Below are 17,723 nucleotides of genomic sequence, written 5' to 3'. Positions count from 1 at the left end.
TTACGACAATTACTACATTGTAGGTTCTAACTGCGAGAGTGTAGATTTTTACCTACGTGGATATTCAGTATGTGGTTAAGATTGTGCTCTTAATGACTACACATTCGCGGGCATTCTAAAGAAAATACCGCAGAATATGCTGGTTTAATTTTGGCAATTACGATAATTTACAGGGTATATTTGTAGCTTGCCCGTATAAAATTCTGTTATGTCTCTAATAGCCAAGTCTCGTGTCCTAGATAGGATAGATTTAGCCATCCTTGATGAGCTGCAAAAAAATGGTCGCATCTCCAATGTAAACCTGGCTAAACAGGTAAACCTGAGTCCAAGTCCCTGCCTGGACAGGGTTAAACGCCTTGAAGCTGAGGGTTTTATCGAAGGCTATTTTGCTAAGCTCAGTGAGCAGAAGCTCAACCAGAGCCTCTTGGCCCATGTACAGGTGTCACTGGTAACCTCGAATACCTCTGTGTTTAAAACATTTAAAGAACACATAGTTAAAACCCCACAAGTGGTGGAGTGCGATATGGTGGCCGGGGGCTATGATTACCTGCTCAAGGTGCGTGTAAGTGATATGAACGAGTATCGTCAGGTGCTTGGTGATCTGGTCGATATACCCGGGGTGGGCACGCACCATACCTATATGGTGATTGAAAAGGTGAAAGAAGATACCGGTCTGCGTATCGACTTATAACAGCTTCCCTTTGCTACAAAAAAGAGCGCCTAGGCGCTCTTTTTTCGATAACTCATGTAAAAGTGAGTTTACGCCCAACCATCGTAGCGCTTTCGGCGCGACAGAAAGATGGTCAAAATAATACCTAAGAATAAACCGATAAAGGCAATGGCACCGCCATAGGTCAGTAACTGGCGCTTTTCTTTTGCCCGCAGATTCTGCTGTTTGGTTTGAATGGCATCGCGTTCGGCAATGGCTTGATCAAGCTGGGCCTGCAACTGCTCGGTTTGTGTGCTCAAATCGCTGTTCATGCTTTGCAGCTGTGGCACCTGTGCCTGCACATCACGTAGTTTTTGTTGGGTGCTGGCCAGCTCTTCGGCAAGGTTCTCGTGTTTAACCTTGAGGCTCTGCTCCTGATTAATATACTTGCTTTCTACCCAGCCTTGGCGCTCTTTGTCGTCAACAACCTCAAAAAAGCCGTTATTTTCAGTGCCGGTAACCAGCTTGATTTCGGTGCCAGCGTTTACTGAGCCGATAATGCGGTAGTTTTTACCTGCCCCCGAGTGCATGAAAATATAGAGATCATCACTGATATAAGCGGTGCTGGGGGCGGCAATGGCCATTTTGGTGATTAGTGCGCTGGAAATAAAAAGCAGCGCAACACACAGGTGTTTTAGCATGCAACTAAACCTTGTTTACGTAAATAAGATGTTGATTGGGGCATATTATTGGCTGGCGTGGCGAATGGCAAGGCCGATTTTGTAACCCAACCCCGCGGCTAAGGGCTTAAATTACTGGGAAATGAATGCAAAAAGTTTGCATTCATTGATGGCTTTGTTTATGTTGTCTTCTTGTCAATTTCATTGGTCTTCTAGAACGTATGGACACTGAAATAGAGCTGAAATTTTTAGTTTCTGAGGCGGTCATCCCGTCGATTCCAGCACTTATCACACAGTTTGCAAAAACCGTTACCAACAAGCCTTCGCGTAATCTGCAAAATGCCTATTTTGATACTCCCAGCCGTGAATTACGGGCCCTGGATATAGGTTTGCGCACGCGCTGCAGCGATGGCCAATGCGAGCAAACCATTAAGCTTGCCGGCGAGAATGTCGGGGGGCTGCATCAGCGTCCAGAGTATAATTTGCCCATCGAAGGCAACCGCCCCGAGCTCAGTCAATTCGACGCCAGTATTTGGCCGCACGGGGTGCAGGTTGAAGCCATTGCCGACAATTTATATCCACTGTTTAGCACTAACTTTATTCGCCGTACCTGGCTGTTAGAGACTCAAGCCGGCACCTTGATTGAAGTGGTGTTGGATAAAGGAGAGGTGGCCGCTAATGCCAGCGTTGAGACTATTTGCGAATTGGAAATCGAGCTGGTTAAAGGCGAGCGCAGCGAGCTCTTTTCCCTGGCGGAAAAGCTGATCGAAAACCTGCCGCTGCGCATGGGGCTCTACTCAAAGGCGGCGCGCGGTTATCGCTTGGCCGATGACCAACCGCTGGTGGCGAGCAAGGAAATCGATATGGTTGCACTGAGCAACGCCGACTCGCAGGAGCGGGCGCTGGAGAAGTGTTTAAACCATGGCATTACCTTTGTGCAAAAGCACGAAGAGTGCTATTTCCAAAAGCCGAGCTTAAAAACCCTGAAGCGTATTACCGATGGTGTCAGCCTTATTCGTCACAGCCTGTGGTTGTTTAGCGACATCGTTGAAAAGCAGGACACAGAGCGTTTGCGCTCGGAACTGAAGTGGCTACTAAGCGAATTAAGCTGGGTGGAAACGGCCATCCAACTGAAAACCTTTACCTCGAAAAAGCACGCCTACTACAAAAAAATCAATGCGGCGCCCGAGCTGGCGCAGGTGATTGAAGATTTAAAAGCGGTTCAGCCGAGCATAGACGAAGTGCAAAAGGTCTTTACCAGCAAGCGCTATAATCTCTTGCTGCTGGATCTGACCATTTGGCTGACCGAGCGCGGCTGGCGACAGTCATGGGGGCAGTCTCAGTTCCAGGCGGCGGAGAAAAATATCCATGATATTGCTGCTCACTTGCTGGAATTTGACTGGCATGAAATGCGCGCCTTGGTCGACAATGACTCGCAGTTGTCGAGTGATGAATACTTAAGCCTAAAACACCGTCTTGAGCGCAACTTATTGAGCGGGTGCTGTTTAGGGGCCTTGTTCGATGAAAACGCACGCATGAATTTCCGTGCTCCCTGGCTGGATATCATCCACGGCACCTTCGAACTGTTTACTCTTAATTATCTTGGCCAGTTATGTCAGGGCAAGGACAGCGAAGAGCTGGCAAAAATCCAGGCCTGGCTCGCACAGAAAACGGACAGTCTACTCGGTGCCATGGAGCAAAGTCGTGAAGCGACCCGTAATATTCAGCCTTATTGGCGCGATTAGCCTCTTTAGCGCGCAAAGCCACGCCTTTGCTGCGCAAGAAAATTGGCGCACCTGGAAGCACTCGCAGCAATACCAGGTGCAGTATTATCAAACGGCGCAAGGTCACTATGCTATTAAGGCCAAGTTGTTTGTTGCTAAGGCCACTAAGGCGCAATTTATCAGCCTGTTGCACGATACCGAGCATGCGCCCGATTGGCTTGAGGGCGTTAAGCGCGTTAATCTGCTAGACAGTCCCAGCGCCAATCGCACCCTGGTTTTTACCCACCTGAATTCGCCCTGGCCGGTGGCCGACAGGGAGCTGTATACCGAGTCCTGCTATGAAGCCCTCGACGAACAAAGTTCGCGATTATTAATTCGCAGTGTTGACCCGGATAGGGATGTGGGCAAGGGAAGAGTAAGGATCAAGGAATTAGAAGCGCTGTGGGTACTAACGTCACGAACAGATGGTTTGGTGTTGGAATATCGGGTCGAGGCCGATCCCGGTGGTGCCATTCCTACCTGGCTCAGTAATAAGGTGTCGTTAAAAAGCGTGTATAAGACGCTAATGAATTTACGCCGAGTGCTGCCTAAGACCCAGGTCATGTCACCCCTGCCATTGCAAGAGGGCGATTGCTCCTCCTTTTAGACAGGCATAAAAAAAGCGCTCAATGAGCGCTTTTTTCTAAGCTGTTGCAGTCTTAAAAACCTGCGTCTGCTTTTAATGCTTCTACTTTGTCTGTCGCTTCCCATGGGAATTCGTCGCGACCGAAGTGACCGTAAGCAGCGGTAGGCTGATAAATAGGACGCTCAAGGTCAAGCATCTGGATCAGGCCGTAAGGACGCAGGTCGAAGTGCTTGCGGATAAGTGCAATTAGGTGCTCTTCGTCCAGTTTACCTGTGCCGAAGGTTTCAACGCTGATAGAGGTAGGCTCGGCCACACCGATAGCGTAAGAAACTTGGATTTCACAACGATCTGCAAGACCGGCAGCAACAATGTTCTTAGCAACATAACGAGCTGCGTAGGCTGCTGAACGGTCAACCTTTGATGGATCCTTACCAGAGAAGGCACCACCACCGTGACGAGCCATACCACCGTATGTATCAACGATGATCTTACGACCAGTCAGACCACAGTCACCCATAGGGCCACCGATTACGAAACGGCCTGTTGGGTTGATAAAGAACTTAGTCGCTGAAGTGATAAGCTCAGCCGGAAGCGTTGGTTTGATGATGGTTTCCATCACGGCTTCTACTAAAGCGTCCTGTGAAATGGTGTCACAGTGCTGCGTTGATAGTACAACTGCGTCGATACCAACTGCTTTGCCATTTTCATAAGCAAAAGTTACCTGAGACTTTGCATCCGGACGAAGCCAAGGAAGCTCGCCGTTTTTACGTACGTGCGCTTGACGCTGTACCAGGCGGTGTGAATAGGTAATAGGAGCAGGCATCAATACGTCTGTTTCGTTACACGCGTAACCGAACATTAGACCCTGGTCACCGGCGCCTTGATCTTCAGGGCGAGCACGGTCAACACCTTGGTTGATGTCAGGAGACTGTTTACCAATGGTGTTTAGGATGGCACATGAATCGGCATCGAACCCCATGTCTGAGTGGGTGTAGCCAATTTCACGTACTGTTTTACGCGTAAGTTCTTCGATATCAACCCAAGCGCTGGTGGTGATCTCACCGCCAACCATAACCATGCCGGTCTTTACATAGGTTTCACAAGCGACACGGGCGTGCGGGTCTTGCTCCAAAATAGCATCTAATACCGCATCTGAAATTTGGTCAGCGATTTTATCCGGGTGTCCCTCAGATACTGACTCAGAAGTAAATAAATGTTTTGCCATTGGCTTCTTCTCACAAGTCTCGCGCTTCCCAAACTCGTCACCAACCTCTGGGCGCAGCGCAGCATAAAAATAAGGCGCATATTCTAGCTAAATGATCGCACCTTGCATAGCAATTTTACGCCTAGACGTCCAAAATACTTCTTTTCACTCGCCAAACTCGTCAACTGCCCGAAATCAGCTGAAGTAATTACTCTAGTTGATGAGTAATTCTAAAGTCGCTCACTTTGGCCGCAAGTTTTATTTGCAGGGGGCGTATGAATAAGTAAAAATGGGCACCTATTTTGCCTTCGCTAGCTTGAGCAAAGGCGAATCTTCCAGCGCAAATACATATAAAGGTAGGAGAATTCATGCCATCTCGCAAAGAACTCGCTAACGCCATTCGCGTCTTGTCTATGGACGCCGTTCAACAAGCTAAATCAGGTCACCCGGGTGCCCCTATGGGCATGGCGGATATCGCCGAAGTCCTTTGGCGCGACTATTTGAAGCACAACCCAACGAATCCTGATTGGGCTGATCGCGACCGATTTATCCTGTCCAATGGCCACGGTTCAATGCTGATTTATTCGCTGTTACACCTAAGCGGCTATGACCTGCCTATGGAAGAAATCAAAAACTTCCGTCAATTGCATTCAAAAACACCGGGTCACCCTGAGTATGGTTATGCGCCGGGCGTAGAAACCACTACCGGCCCACTAGGCCAAGGTATTACCAATGCCGTGGGTATGGCTATCGCCGAGAAAGCTTTGGCGGCACAATTTAACCGTGACGGTCACGATATCGTTGATCACTACACTTATACCTTCTTGGGTGATGGCTGCTTGATGGAGGTATCTCTCACGAAGCCTGTTCATTGGCCGGCACTTTAGGTCTAGGTAAGTTGATCGCGTTTTGGGATGACAACGGCATTTCAATCGACGGTGAAGTAGAAGGCTGGTTCAGCGATGATACGCCTGCTCGTTTCGAAGCATACGGCTGGCACGTAGTTCGTGGCGTTGATGGTCACGACAGCGAAGCGATTCGTGCGGCCATCGAAGAAGGTCGTGCTAATGGCGACAAGCCAACCCTTATCTGTTGTAAAACCGTTATCGGTTACGGCTCACCGAATAAATCGGGCAGCCATGACTGTCACGGCGCGCCTCTAGGTGATGAAGAAATTAAAGCGGCACGTGAGTTTCTGGGCTGGAGCCACGAACCTTTCGTGATCCCTCAGGACGTTTACAGCCAGTGGGATGCCAAAGAAGCAGGTCAGCAAAAAGAGCAAAGCTGGAAAGACAAGTTTGCTGCCTATAAGGCTGAGTTCCCTGAACTAGCAGCGGAATTTGAGCGTCGTCAAAACAGTGAGCTGCCAGCAGATTGGGCGGAAAAGTCACAAGCCTATATCGAGCAGCTACAAGCAAACCCGGATAACCCGGCGACCCGTAAAGCATCACAAAATGCCCTGAATGCCTTTGGTCCTATGTTGCCAGAGTTTATGGGCGGTTCTGCGGACCTGGCCGGCTCAAACCTAACGCTTTGGAGTGGTTCTAAAGGCTTGACCAGCGATGATGCCAACGGTAACTACATCTTCTACGGTGTGCGTGAGTTCGGTATGTCGGCGATCATGAACGGTATCGCGCTGCACAAGGGCTTTATCCCTTACGGTGCTACCTTCCTGATGTTTATGGAATATGCCCGTAACGCGGTGCGTATGGCGGCGCTGATGAAAACGCCAAGCATCTTCGTTTATACCCATGACTCAATCGGTCTGGGTGAAGATGGCCCAACGCACCAGCCGGTAGAGCAAATGGCGAGCCTGCGTTATACCCCTAACCTAGTTAACTGGCGTCCTTGTGATCAGGTTGAGTCGGCTATCGCTTGGCAACAAGCTATCGAGCGCAAAGACGGTCCAACGTCACTGGTCTTTACCCGTCAGGGTCTGGCGCAGCAAGCGCGTACTGCAGAGCAGTTGGCCAACGTTAAGAAAGGCGGCTATGTACTAAGCTGTGACGGCAACCCTGAAGTGATCCTGATCGCTACCGGTTCAGAAGTTCAACTGACCATGGATGCAGCCGCTGAATTACGTGCTCAAGGCAAACAGGTACGTGTGGTCTCAATGCCGTCAACGGATCTATTCGATGAGCAAGATGCGGCTTATAAAGAATCTGTACTACCGGCTGCTGTGACTCGTCGCGTTGCCGTTGAAGCTGGTATTGCCGACTTCTGGTACAAGTATGTAGGCCTTAACGGCAAGGTGATCGGCATGACTACCTTTGGTGAGTCGGCGCCGGCGGATGAGCTGTTCAAGCTGTTCGGTTTCACCGTGGACAATGTGGTAGCAGCGGCTAACAGCCAATTCTAATCGCTTGTTTAAAGACATAAGAAAAAACCGCGCATGGCGCGGTTTTTTTATGTCCTTAGAAAAACGAGCTATTGTTATTCGCTGGTCTTGGTGCTTTTAGCTTGAGCCAAACGTAAGGTGCGCTCTTGTACCAGCTGTGACAGGGGCACCAACTCAATGCCTTCCGCTTTAAGCTCATCTAGGGCACTTTGCAAAAAGGCAAAGGTTTCTGGGTAGGGGTGAGCTATGGCCACCGCATAGTCATGCTTCTTGGCAATGCGTTTAAGCTGATCAAAACGAAAACGCAGTTGTTTTTCGCTGGTGATATTATCTAAAAATACATGTCGCGCTATATTCTCGACGCCATAGAGGCTGGCTATACTTTGCGCCTTGGAGTGCGGCGTGGTTTTGCTGTCGAGAAAATACAGCTTCTGCTCCTTGAGCACTTCCATGGTCCAATTCATCGGCATATTTTGCTGGGTCAGCAATGAGCCCATGTGGTTATTTACGCCCTTAATATTGGGCAAGCTGCTTAAGGCTTCTTTTAATCTGCTCTGGAAGTCTTCTTTGGGCATATCCATGGTCAGGGCGCCGGGTCCAAGGGCTAGATCATTGAGCGATTGCATGGGCGCATGAAGCATAATTTCTTTTTGTTGCTCATTGGCTTGAGTCGCAAAGCGCGCGGCATAGGGAGTGAAGGGCAAGATGGCAAACGTAAGCTGTCCAGGTATGTTTAAGGCGGACAAATCATGACGTTGATAACCAATATCGTCGATAACGATGGCCACCTGTTTTGCTTGTACCGATGGACTTGCCAGCAGACAAGCCAAGAGCACAACCACGGCAATCCATTTTAGTATGTGCACAGTAATATTTATTCTTCTGTTGATGTTATTAACCAAGGCATTAATGCTATTGGTTTTATTCGAGCCAATGTTTTGCGCACTGGCTCACTATTATTATTTTTTAATATTCTTCTAGTAGTTGCTGGGCTTTTATTAACTGCGTGTCCAATAATGCAGTCAAATTACTATTGGCGCTTTTTCCAGCCGCTAAATTGATTATAACCTCTTTATTTGATTGGGAAAGGTCTGGTTGCAAAATAGCGACATCCGGGGTGATCCCAGTTCCCTCGATAGAGATACCGGCCGGCGTATAGTATTTAGCAGTAGTCAGTTTTAAGGCGCTGCGACCATCGCCTAATGGGATAAGCGATTGCACCGAACCCTTGCCGTAAGAGCGGGTTCCCACCACCTTGGCTCTGTGGTTGTCTTTTAAGGCACCGGCTACAATTTCTGCCGCCGACGCCGAACCTTGGTTGATCAACACCACTATGGGCGCGCCTTCTAAGATATCCCCCGGCTGGGCATCAAACCTTTGATTGGCTTCGATAAAGCGTCCTCGGGTCGAGACTATGGTGCCGGTGGAGAGAAACAGGTCGGCAATATTGATGGCACTGTCGAAGGTGCCGCCCGGATTATCGCGCAAATCAATGAGCAGGCCTTTGAGTGCCGTGCCGCTTTGCTGCTGCATCTTGGTAATATGGCGGGCGACATCATGAAAACTGTGGTTATTAAAGCTGTTGATGCGCAGGTATCCGGTGCGATTGGCTTGCAGCTCGCTGTTAACGCTTTCTATATGTATGGGTTGGCGGGTGAGGTGAAAATCGAGTCGTTGTGAATGGCCGGCACGGGCAATGGCCAAAGTCACTTCACCATTTTCGCGGCTGTTGATCAGCTTAGAGACATCTTCCAGGGACTTATCTATCACAGCTACATTGTTGATAGCCAATAAAATATCACCGCCTAACAAGCCGGCAGCCTGAGCCGGAGAATTGGGCAGTGCCGAGACGATGACCACATGATCCTGGCGTTTTTCGACCTCGATTCCCAGGCCCTTATATTCGCCATTGGTAACATCAAACAGGCGTTTTAATTCCTGCTCATCCAGGTATTCGCTGTAGGGGTCAAGCTCGCTAAGCAGGCTGCTCAGCACATGTTGATCCAGCTTGGCACGGTCCACTTCCTCGACATAAAAGTGGTTTATATGAAATAAAACTTCTTCGAGCTGGCTTTCCTGCGCCGCTGCTGAAGCACTGCAAATGCTTAGCGCTATGGCTAGGCACCAGTTTAAAAAGTGCCTAAAAATGAGTGCGTTATATGCAAACATAGGCTGCCCCTTGTGGCGCAGCCGCTATTCAATTATGAGGACCTGCACCAAGTGGTTGGATTAACGGCACGTCCTTTGTGACGTATCTCGAAGTATAGACCAGGATCAACCTGGCCGCCGCTCTGACCAACCAGGGCTATTGCTTCGCCTTGGTAAACCTGATCGCCCACTTCCTTAAGCAGGGCTTGGGCGTGACCGTAAAGACTCATATAACCTTTGCCGTGGTCAACCACCATGACCCAGCCAAAGCCCTTAAGCCAGTCGGCAAATACCACCTGACCGTCTTCGATGCTATTAATATTGCTGCCTTCTTTAGCATCGATCACCACGCCTTTCCAATTAAAGCCAGGGCGTTTGCGGGTGCCAAAACGGTGTTTTAACGGCCCTCGTGTCGGCCAGGCCAGTTTGCCCTTGCTGCTGGCCAGGCCAAGCATAGCCACCTGACGAGCCTTGGAGTCTTCAAGCTCTTCCAGGGTGGTGATCAGGGTTTGTTCGTTGTCTTTGAGGTAAGCGATGGAGCTTTGCAGTTGATTCAATTCGCCTTGCAGCGCCTTTACCTGAGACTGACGCTCGGTCTTGGCGGCCAATAATTGCTGCCTTTGCTCTTCTTCCTGGCTGCGCAGTTGCTCAAGCTGTTCGCGGTTTTGCGCCAGCGCCAATTGGTTTTGTTCTATTTCTTCTAGGGTTTCTCTAAGCTCATCAAGTTGTTCTAAACGCGCCTTATTGAGGTAATCGTAATAACTGATGGTGCGTTCTAATTTTGCGGTGTTTTGCTGATTGAGTAACAACTTGGAGTAATCGTGACCGCCGACCATGTAGGCGCTTTTAAGCTGCGCCGCCAAAGCTGTGTCTAAGGTTTTTCTGTGCTGTTCTAATTCTTGCGCCTGCGTTTGTAATTCGTTGTGTTGCTGGCGGTTGGTATTTATTTGGCCATCGAGTTCTCTTAACTTTTTGGCGTTGTTGGCAATGGCCTTCTCTGATTTTTTTAATTGCTGTTGCAGCGAGCCCAGAGATTGTTTCTGGCTTGAGAGGTTATTCTGGTTTTTCTTTATCTCCTGCTGAACCTCGGTTAAGTCTTGCTTGGTGCGGTTTTCATTGCTGCTGGCGGGCAGGGCACACAAGGACAAGAGCGCCGCGCTTAGCAGCGACACTCTTGTTTGCGAGCCTAGGTGGATAAACCTAAACATATGCAATGATTAACGCAGCAGCATGATTGGCGAGCCTGTCATTTCCGCAGGCTGCTCCATGCCTAGTAGATGCAACATGGTCGGCGCCACGTCGCTCAAGGTTTTACCCGCTACCGGCTCGGCATCGCGACCGATATAGATAAAGGGCACCGGCTCACTGGTGTGGGCGGTATGGGCCTGACCGGTTTGTGCATTTTGCATCTGCTCGGCATTACCATGGTCGGCGGTGATCAGTGCTTCGCCACCGCTTTGCTCAAGGGCTTCAAGCACTCGGCCAATACAATGGTCAACCGCTTCACAGGCCTTCACAGCCGCTTCGAATACACCCGAGTGACCCACCATGTCGCCATTAGGGTAGTTACAGATGATCACGTCATACTTGCCGCTGTGAATGGCTTCAACCAGCTTGTCGGTCAGAAGCTCAGAGTTCATTTCCGGTTGTAAGTCATAGGTGGCTACATCGGGAGAAGGAATAAGCTCGCGACTCTCACCTGCAAATTCCTGCTCGCGACCACCACTGAAGAAGAAGGTAACGTGTGCATATTTTTCCGTTTCGGAAATACGCAGCTGAGTTTTATTATGCTTGGCCAGCCATTCACCGAGTACATTGTTAAGCGGCTCAGGTGGGAAAGCCACAGGCGCATCGATATCCGCAGCATATTCGGTAAGCATGACAAAGGCGGCCAGTTGTGGCGTTTTCTTTTTGTTGAAACCCTTAAAGTCGGCATCGACAAAGGTGCGGGTCATTTGACGGGCACGGTCGGCGCGGAAGTTCATAAACAACACTGCATCGCCATCATTAATGGCGGCGGCGGTCTCGCCAATCACGGTCGCTTTTACGAACTCGTCGTTTTCACCGCGCTCATAGGCGGCCTGTAATCCGCTTACGGCATCGGCGGCGTGATATTCGGCTTCGCCCAAGACCATCAAGTCGTAGGCGCTTTCGATGCGCTCCCAACGGTTGTCTCGGTCCATGGCATAGTAGCGGCCGATCAGGCTGGCAATACGGCCTTTACCTACGCGCGCAAAGGCGGCGTCGATATTCTTCAAAGTGGCTTCGGCGCTGCGTGGCGGCGTATCGCGGCCATCTAAGAAGGCATGAACATAAATTTCTTGTGCGCCGCGCTCAGCTGCAAGCTCGATGGCGGCAATAATATGGTCTTCATGGCTGTGTACGCCGCCTGGGCTCATCAGGCCCATTAGGTGTACTGCCTTGCCTGCATTTACGGCAGCATCAATGGCGTTAACCAGGGCAGGGTTAGTGGCAAAGGTGCCATCTTCAATAGCCTTGGTGATACGGGTAAAGTCCTGGTACACAACGCGACCGGCACCGAGATTCACATGACCCACTTCGGAGTTACCCATTTGCCCATCGGGAAGACCTACGTCCATACCGGAACCGGAAATTAACGTATGTGGGCATTGTTGCCAAAGTTTGTCTAAAACCGGGGTGTTAGCGGCTAAAATGGCGTTACTTTCGCTTTCTTCACGATAACCCCATCCGTCTAGAATCATCAAAACGAGCGGCTTTTTGGGCTGTGTCATTGTATCTCCTGGGTAATGTGCACGTGCTGTTAATATCCTACCGTTTTTTGCACAATATCGCAGTAGAAAATATCTCACTAATTGGTAAGTGCAAGGCAAATGTGTATACTTGTGCCGCCCTCAAGGTTTGAATTAACAAAGTAAAACGTATGGAACAATACATAGAATTTATCGGTAATCATCCGATTTTAAGCATTATCTGGTTGGTTATCGTGTTTATGCTTATTTCGGGATGGTTTAAAAGTAAGTTTTCGGCCATTAAGCAGATCAATCCACAACAACTCACCTTGTTAGTGAATCGTGAAAACGCTGTAGTGGTTGATATTCGCGCCCAGAAAGATTTTACGGCGGGGCGTATTGCCAATGCTGTTCACCTAAGCGCGGAAAAAGCGAAACAAAGTGACTTTGCAGAGCTTGAAAAGCATAAAAGCCAACCCATTATATTGGTATGCGCTACGGGTATGACGGCCTCGGGTATTGCCAACAACCTAGGTAAAGCTGGGTTTGAGAGTGTCTTTATCCTTTCTGGTGGTATGCAGTCTTGGCAAAGTGCCGGTCTACCTCAGGTATCGGGCCGCTAATTAATAGTAAGAGCAAGTTATGAGCGATGTAGTTTTATACAGCAAAGATTATTGTCCCTTTTGTCAGCGTGCCAAGGCATTGCTGGATAAAAAAGGTGTAACTTATACCGAGTATGATATCGGCCTTCAGCCTGAGCTACGCGATGAAATGATCAAGCGTGCCAATGGTGGTTACACCGTGCCGCAAATCTTTATCGGCGACCAGCACATAGGTGGCTGCGACGATATGATGGCACTCGAAGCTCGTGGCGAATTAAACGCGTTACTTAACGTATAACAACTTATTAGGTATCGGGCCGCAGCGACTGTGGCTCGTTACCACCAACAGATTGAAAGGAACGACAATGGAAGAGCAAAATCAAGGCGCAGCACAAGAGCAACAACAAGCGCAATTCTCAATTCAACGTATTTACACTAAAGATGTGTCTTTCGAGACGCCAAACTCGCCGGCTATTTTCCAAAAAGAGTGGAAGCCGGAAGTTAAACTAGACATAGATACGCGTTCAAACAAGCTAGAAAACGGCATCTACGAAGTAGTGCTGGCACTAACAGTAACCGCGACTATCGGCGAAGAAACGGCTTTCCTATGCGAAATCCAACAGGCTGGTATCTTCACTATCGGTGAACTAGAAGAGTTACAAACGGCGCATATGCTAGGTGCTTTCTGCCCGAACGTACTTTTCCCTTACGCTCGTGAAGCCGTATCTAACCTGGTTAACCGTGGTACTTTCCCGCAGTTGAACCTGGCTCCGGTTAACTTTGACGCGCTATTTGCCCAATACATGCAGCAACGCGCTGCAGAGCAAGCACAGCAAGCTGACGCATAAGTTATGAGCACAACAGCACCTTCAGCTGTAACTGTTCTGGGGGCGGGGTCGTATGGCACCGCCCTTGCTATTTGTTTCGCCCGTAACGGCCACCCGGTAACCTTATGGGGTCGCGATGCCGAGCAAGTAGAAAAGCTCGCTCGCGAACGCAAAAACGAACAGTACCTCGGCGATATTCCTTTTCCCGAAACCCTGACCCTTGAAAGCTCACTAGAAAAAGCGGTACAAAGCAGCGACATCATTTTGGTGGTGGTGCCGAGTCATGCTTTTGCCGGGCTATTGGAAACGATTGCACCCATGTTGCGCAGCGATGCCAAGGTGGCGTGGGCAACCAAGGGCTTAGAGCCGGAAACTGGGCGCTTATTACAGGATGTGGCGACGCAAAAACTTGGCGATAAGGTGGAACTGGCGGTATTGTCGGGCCCGACCTTTGCCAAAGAAATGGCGGCGGGATTACCGACAGCAATTTCGGTGTCGGCGACCAGCGACAGCTTCTGTGAGCGCTTATCTAGTCTGCTTCATTGCGGCCGCTCATTTAGGGTGTATCGCAATAATGACTTTATTGGTATTCAACTCGGTGGAGCGGTTAAGAACGTCATCGCCATAGGCGCTGGTATCTCAGATGGTTTTGGCTTTGGTGCCAATGCCCGTACCGCGCTTATCACCCGAGGTTTGGCGGAACTGTGTCGCCTGGGCTGTGCCCTGGGCGCCAAGTCGGAAACCTTTATGGGGATGGCCGGACTGGGCGATTTGATCCTCACCTGCACCGATAACCAGTCACGTAACCGCCGTTTTGGCTTAGCCTTGGGGCAGGGACTGGACGTGGAAGCGGCGCAGCAACAGATTGGCCAGGTGGTTGAAGGCTACAGAAACACCAAAGAAGTCTATATGCTGGCTAAACGCAGTGGTATAGAGATGCCGATCACCGAGCAAATCTATAAGGTGCTGTATGAAAACAAAGACGTGAAAGAGGCCGCCATGGCACTACTGGGGCGCGAACAGCGCGCCGAGTAAGCTTGTGAGCAAGCTCTGTCAGTCACAAAAAAGCACGGTTTTTGCCCGTGCTTTTTTTATGCTCTAAGCTGTAAGATCCGGAGAATACCAATTCTGTTAAGTATGTGATCAGAGATAGCGCTGGATAAATGATATGATCACAAGGCGGAATTTTTCTTATGTAGTTATTCTACATAGAAAAACTCCAACACAGTGAGCATGATATTTAGCCCGCTAGAATGATTAGCTATTTAAGTGAATTGGTATAATACCTAAAGGATGGATATCATGGCATCAACAAAGCAGGTGGACACTGAGCGCCGCCACGGCCAACGGACTTTCAACCAACATTACGCCAGGCTGACAGGTGAGCAGGTTGACAAGGTGTACAGCCTGACAAAATTAGGTTACGAGCTGGATTTTGTGCGCACCTATTGTCCGCCACCCCGGTTGGCGGTATTGCACCGCAACCATGAACTCGTGGCTATCGACGCTCAGGGTGAATGTGACTTTTATCCCGAAGTGCCCTTGCGCCATCAGTCCTAGGCTTTTACCATGACGGCAAAGTGATGGGAGAGCTTATGGCAATTAATGATCAAGGGATTTACGCCGGCGCGCAGCAGTATTCCTGCCCGCATTTCGATGTGCGACCACAGCAGGAAGTTTCACTGCTGGTGATCCACTGCATTTCCTTGCCCGAGGGGCACTACGGCACCCCTTATATCGATGATTTGTTTGCCGGGTGCCTCGATTGCGATGCTCATCCTAGCTTTAGTTCATTGCAAGGGGTTCGGGTGTCAGCCCATTGCTTAATTGACCGCGAAGGCCTAGTACGCCAATACGTGCCCTTCAGTGAGCGCGCCTGGCATGCCGGTTTATCACAATTTGCCGGGCGCGAGCGTTGTAACGATTTCAGCATAGGGATTGAGCTCGAAGGCACAGACCGCAGTGAGTACACTCAAGCTCAATATCAGAGCCTGGCGCAACTGACCCTGGCCATCATGGAACGCTACCCAGAGATCACCCGTGAGCGCATTGTCGGGCACAGTGATATTGCCCCAGGTCGTAAAACTGATCCGGGGGAAGCGTTTGATTGGACATACTTTTTTGACCTTACATTTACCAGTAATTGCGATAGACTAAAGGAAATCTAAGTTAATTTATTTGCCACTATGACCCTGATCGCCATAATTTTTGCGCTTATTGCCGAACGCCTCGGAGCGCGCTCTAAAACCTGGCAAATCGCCACCTATGCCCACTGGTATCAAGGGCAAAGTTTGACGCTGTTAAAACGCTTTAGCGGCCTAGGCAAAGAAGCGGGGATGATCCTCTGGTTACTGATCCCCAGTCTGTTGGTTTTTGCGCTCGCTAATCTGAGTGACTTTGTTCTGTGGCAACTGCTTATTAATACCACTGTGGTTTTGACCTGCTTTGGTTGTGCCACCCTGCGCGGCTATTACAAAGGGTATTTGAACGCCCTGACTCGGGATGACGGCGAAGCCGCCACCCTCTATGCCTTGCAAATGGGACAAAAACGCACCGAAGATGAAGAAGGGGGCGAAACCTTTGCGCAAACCCTGGCTTGGGTAAACTTTCGTTTTTATTGTACGGTTATTTTTTGGTTTGTATTTTTAGGTGCGGCGGGCGCCTTGTTTTATTCTTTGGTGCGCAGTTTCCTCGATTTCAGTGAAGAAACCGAACATGAATTGTCACCCTGGCATCAGGCTCTGGGCAAGATTATCTACTGGCTTGAGTGGCCGGTGGCGCGGGTGGCCAGCCTAGGCTACCTGGTGATAGGTAACTTTTCCAAGGGCACTCAGTGCTGGCTGCGCCACGTGCTTGATTTTTCGGTGTCAAACCGTCAGGTGATCACAGAAACTGCCTTGGCCGCGGAACAAATTGAAATAGAACATTATGGCTGCACCATTGAAGCCCAATGCATGATGCGTTTGGTTAAGCGTAATGTACTCTTCTTCTTAGCCCTTATCGCTTTACTTACCCTGTTCGGTGGTTTGTCTTAGAGCCCATGCTAAGCTTGGGCCTCCTACCTAGGGGGCTCGGCGGTTTTTATTTATACTCCCCCCTTACACTTGAGCCCCATGTCTATTACAATAGCGGCCATTCTTTTAAGACCTGCATATAGGCAACTTTTCAAGGCGGTAGTCTGTAGTTATGGCAATTAAGCTGGCAATTAATGGCTTTGGCCGCATCGGCCGTAATATTTTACGTGCTTTATATGAGAGCGGACGCCGCAACGAATTTGAAATTGTTGCAATCAACGAGTTAGCCAAGCCAGAAGGTATAGCTCATTTACTCAAATATGATACCGCCCATGGGCGTTTTGCCTTTCCCGTGGAGCTAGGCGAGCAGGCCTTGATCGTTGATGGCGACAGCATTGCCTTGTACTGTGAGCAAGATGCCAGCGCCTTGCCTTGGCAAGAGCACGAGGTTGATATCGTACTTGAGTGTACCGGGGTGTACCACTCTCGCCTAGATGCGCAAAAACATTTGCAGGCCGGCGCCAAAAAGGTGCTGTTTTCGCAGCCCGCCGATGCCGATGTTGATGCCACCATAGTCTTTGGCATTAACGACCACGAATTAAACGCTCAGCAGACAATTGTTTCCAATGGTTCCTGCACCACCAACTGTATTGTCCCTGTGATCCAGGTGCTTGACGATGCTTTTGGTATCGAGTCTGGTGCCATTACCACCATACATGCTTCCATGCACGATCAGCAGGTCATCGATGCTTATCATGATGATTTGCGCCGCACCCGTGCCGCAAGTCAGTCTATAATTCCGGTGGATACTAAATTAGCGCGTGGCATAGAGCGCATTTTACCTAAATTCCATGGCCGCTTTGAGGCCATTGCTGTGCGCGTGCCAACCATTAATGTGACCGCCATGGACCTGAGCGTAACCGTCAACAGCGATGTTTCGCTCAGTGATGTTAACCAGGCCATTGCCAAGGCGGTACACGGGCGCCTCGCGGGCATTTTAGACTATACCGAAGAACCTCTGGTGTCGGTCGATTTTAATCATGATGCACATTCTTGTATCATCGACGGTACACAGACACGGGTTAGTCATAAACGTTTGATAAAACTATTAGTATGGTGTGACAACGAGTGGGGGTTCGCTCATCGAATGCTCGATACCTCGGCTGCGTGGATGCAACAATAAGCATCTAACTTTGTATAA

The 17,723-nt window shown here is 49.6% G+C and carries 17 protein-coding genes and 1 pseudogene; 12 read left to right on the top strand and 6 right to left on the bottom strand.

Annotated elements, in window-relative coordinates; genetic code table 11:
• The first annotated feature begins 208 nt into the window (after positions 1-208).
• Complete coding sequence (locus tag C2M34_RS02770) at positions 209-691, top strand: winged helix-turn-helix transcriptional regulator (RefSeq protein ID WP_105199461.1); 483 nt, start codon at positions 209-211, stop codon at positions 689-691.
• A gap of 68 nt (positions 692-759) precedes the next feature.
• Here the strand turns inward: C2M34_RS02770 and C2M34_RS02765 are convergent, their stop codons facing one another.
• A complete protein-coding gene (locus C2M34_RS02765; protein WP_105258003.1) occupies positions 760-1,350 on the bottom strand; it encodes a TIGR04211 family SH3 domain-containing protein in 591 nt (196 codons plus the stop codon).
• Positions 1,351-1,550: 200 nt separating this feature from the next.
• Here C2M34_RS02765 and C2M34_RS02760 point away from each other — a divergent pair, with 200 nt between their 5' ends.
• Positions 1,551-3,074 (top strand): CYTH and CHAD domain-containing protein, encoded by a 1,524-nt coding sequence (locus C2M34_RS02760; RefSeq protein WP_105199463.1) that lies wholly within the window; start codon positions 1,551-1,553, stop codon positions 3,072-3,074.
• Positions 3,034-3,699: an START domain-containing protein gene (locus tag C2M34_RS02755; protein ID WP_158681381.1), complete on the top strand. Its 666-nt coding sequence runs from the start codon at positions 3,034-3,036 to the stop codon at positions 3,697-3,699. Before C2M34_RS02760 ends, C2M34_RS02755 begins: the two co-directional genes overlap by 41 nt.
• A 52-nt stretch (positions 3,700-3,751) precedes the next feature.
• Here the strand turns inward: C2M34_RS02755 and metK are convergent, their stop codons facing one another.
• Positions 3,752-4,903 carry a methionine adenosyltransferase gene (metK, locus tag C2M34_RS02750; protein ID WP_105188405.1) on the bottom strand — a complete coding sequence of 384 codons (1,152 nt, stop codon included), beginning with the start codon at positions 4,901-4,903 and terminating at the stop codon, positions 3,752-3,754.
• A gap of 347 nt (positions 4,904-5,250) precedes the next feature.
• On the opposite strand from metK, the pseudogene tkt reads away from it, so the two are divergent.
• Positions 5,251-7,241: pseudogene (gene tkt, locus C2M34_RS02745) on the top strand (transketolase).
• Between the two features lie 74 nt (positions 7,242-7,315).
• On the opposite strand, the gene C2M34_RS02740 reads toward tkt, so the two are convergent.
• From C2M34_RS02740 to gpmM, 4 genes are all read right to left on the bottom strand, one after another.
• The gene (locus tag C2M34_RS02740; protein ID WP_234398759.1) at positions 7,316-8,086 is read right to left on the bottom strand and encodes a divergent polysaccharide deacetylase family protein; all 771 of its coding nucleotides are present in this window, start codon (positions 8,084-8,086) and stop codon (positions 7,316-7,318) included.
• A 100-nt stretch (positions 8,087-8,186) separates the two neighbouring features.
• Positions 8,187-9,389 (bottom strand): S41 family peptidase, encoded by a 1,203-nt coding sequence (locus tag C2M34_RS02735; RefSeq protein ID WP_105199466.1) that lies wholly within the window; start codon positions 9,387-9,389, stop codon positions 8,187-8,189.
• Positions 9,390-9,421: 32 nt separating this feature from the next.
• A complete protein-coding gene (locus tag C2M34_RS02730) occupies positions 9,422-10,576 on the bottom strand; it encodes a murein hydrolase activator EnvC family protein (protein ID WP_105199467.1) in 1,155 nt (384 codons plus the stop codon).
• A gap of 9 nt (positions 10,577-10,585) precedes the next feature.
• Positions 10,586-12,121: a 2,3-bisphosphoglycerate-independent phosphoglycerate mutase gene (gene gpmM, locus C2M34_RS02725; RefSeq protein ID WP_105258001.1), complete on the bottom strand. Its 1,536-nt coding sequence runs from the start codon at positions 12,119-12,121 to the stop codon at positions 10,586-10,588.
• Positions 12,122-12,270: 149 nt separating this feature from the next.
• Between gpmM and C2M34_RS02720 the strand changes: the two genes are divergently transcribed.
• The 8 genes from C2M34_RS02720 (at position 12,271) to epd (ending at position 17,705) form a co-directional block, all read left to right on the top strand.
• On the top strand, positions 12,271-12,702 hold the full coding sequence (locus tag C2M34_RS02720; RefSeq protein WP_105199469.1) for a rhodanese-like domain-containing protein: 432 nt from the start codon (positions 12,271-12,273) through the stop codon (positions 12,700-12,702).
• Between the two features lie 19 nt (positions 12,703-12,721).
• Positions 12,722-12,979: a glutaredoxin 3 gene (grxC, locus tag C2M34_RS02715; RefSeq protein WP_105199470.1), complete on the top strand. Its 258-nt coding sequence runs from the start codon at positions 12,722-12,724 to the stop codon at positions 12,977-12,979.
• Between the two features lie 67 nt (positions 12,980-13,046).
• Positions 13,047-13,529, top strand: coding sequence for a protein-export chaperone SecB (secB, locus tag C2M34_RS02710; protein ID WP_105199471.1), 483 nt, complete (start codon positions 13,047-13,049; stop codon positions 13,527-13,529).
• A 3-nt stretch (positions 13,530-13,532) separates the two neighbouring features.
• On the top strand, positions 13,533-14,543 hold the full coding sequence (gpsA, locus tag C2M34_RS02705; protein WP_105199472.1) for an NAD(P)H-dependent glycerol-3-phosphate dehydrogenase: 1,011 nt from the start codon (positions 13,533-13,535) through the stop codon (positions 14,541-14,543).
• Positions 14,544-14,810: 267 nt separating this feature from the next.
• Complete coding sequence (locus tag C2M34_RS02700; RefSeq protein ID WP_105258000.1) at positions 14,811-15,068, top strand: hypothetical protein; 258 nt, start codon at positions 14,811-14,813, stop codon at positions 15,066-15,068.
• Positions 15,069-15,103: 35 nt separating this feature from the next.
• Positions 15,104-15,676, top strand: a complete 573-nt coding sequence (ampD, locus tag C2M34_RS02695; RefSeq protein ID WP_105199474.1) for a 1,6-anhydro-N-acetylmuramyl-L-alanine amidase AmpD — start codon at positions 15,104-15,106, stop codon at positions 15,674-15,676.
• Between the two features lie 18 nt (positions 15,677-15,694).
• Positions 15,695-16,543 carry a beta-lactamase regulator AmpE gene (ampE, locus tag C2M34_RS02690; protein WP_105257999.1) on the top strand — a complete coding sequence of 283 codons (849 nt, stop codon included), beginning with the start codon at positions 15,695-15,697 and terminating at the stop codon, positions 16,541-16,543.
• A 151-nt stretch (positions 16,544-16,694) separates the two neighbouring features.
• Complete coding sequence (epd, locus tag C2M34_RS02685) at positions 16,695-17,705, top strand: erythrose-4-phosphate dehydrogenase (protein ID WP_105213365.1); 1,011 nt, start codon at positions 16,695-16,697, stop codon at positions 17,703-17,705.
• Positions 17,706-17,723 lie beyond the last annotated feature (18 nt).

Source organism: Pseudoalteromonas sp. T1lg88 (assembly GCF_002964765.1).
Classification (GTDB): domain Bacteria; phylum Pseudomonadota; class Gammaproteobacteria; order Enterobacterales; family Alteromonadaceae; genus Pseudoalteromonas.
Note: the sequence above shows the minus strand (reverse complement) of the source record. Positions and strands in the feature narration are given on the sequence as shown.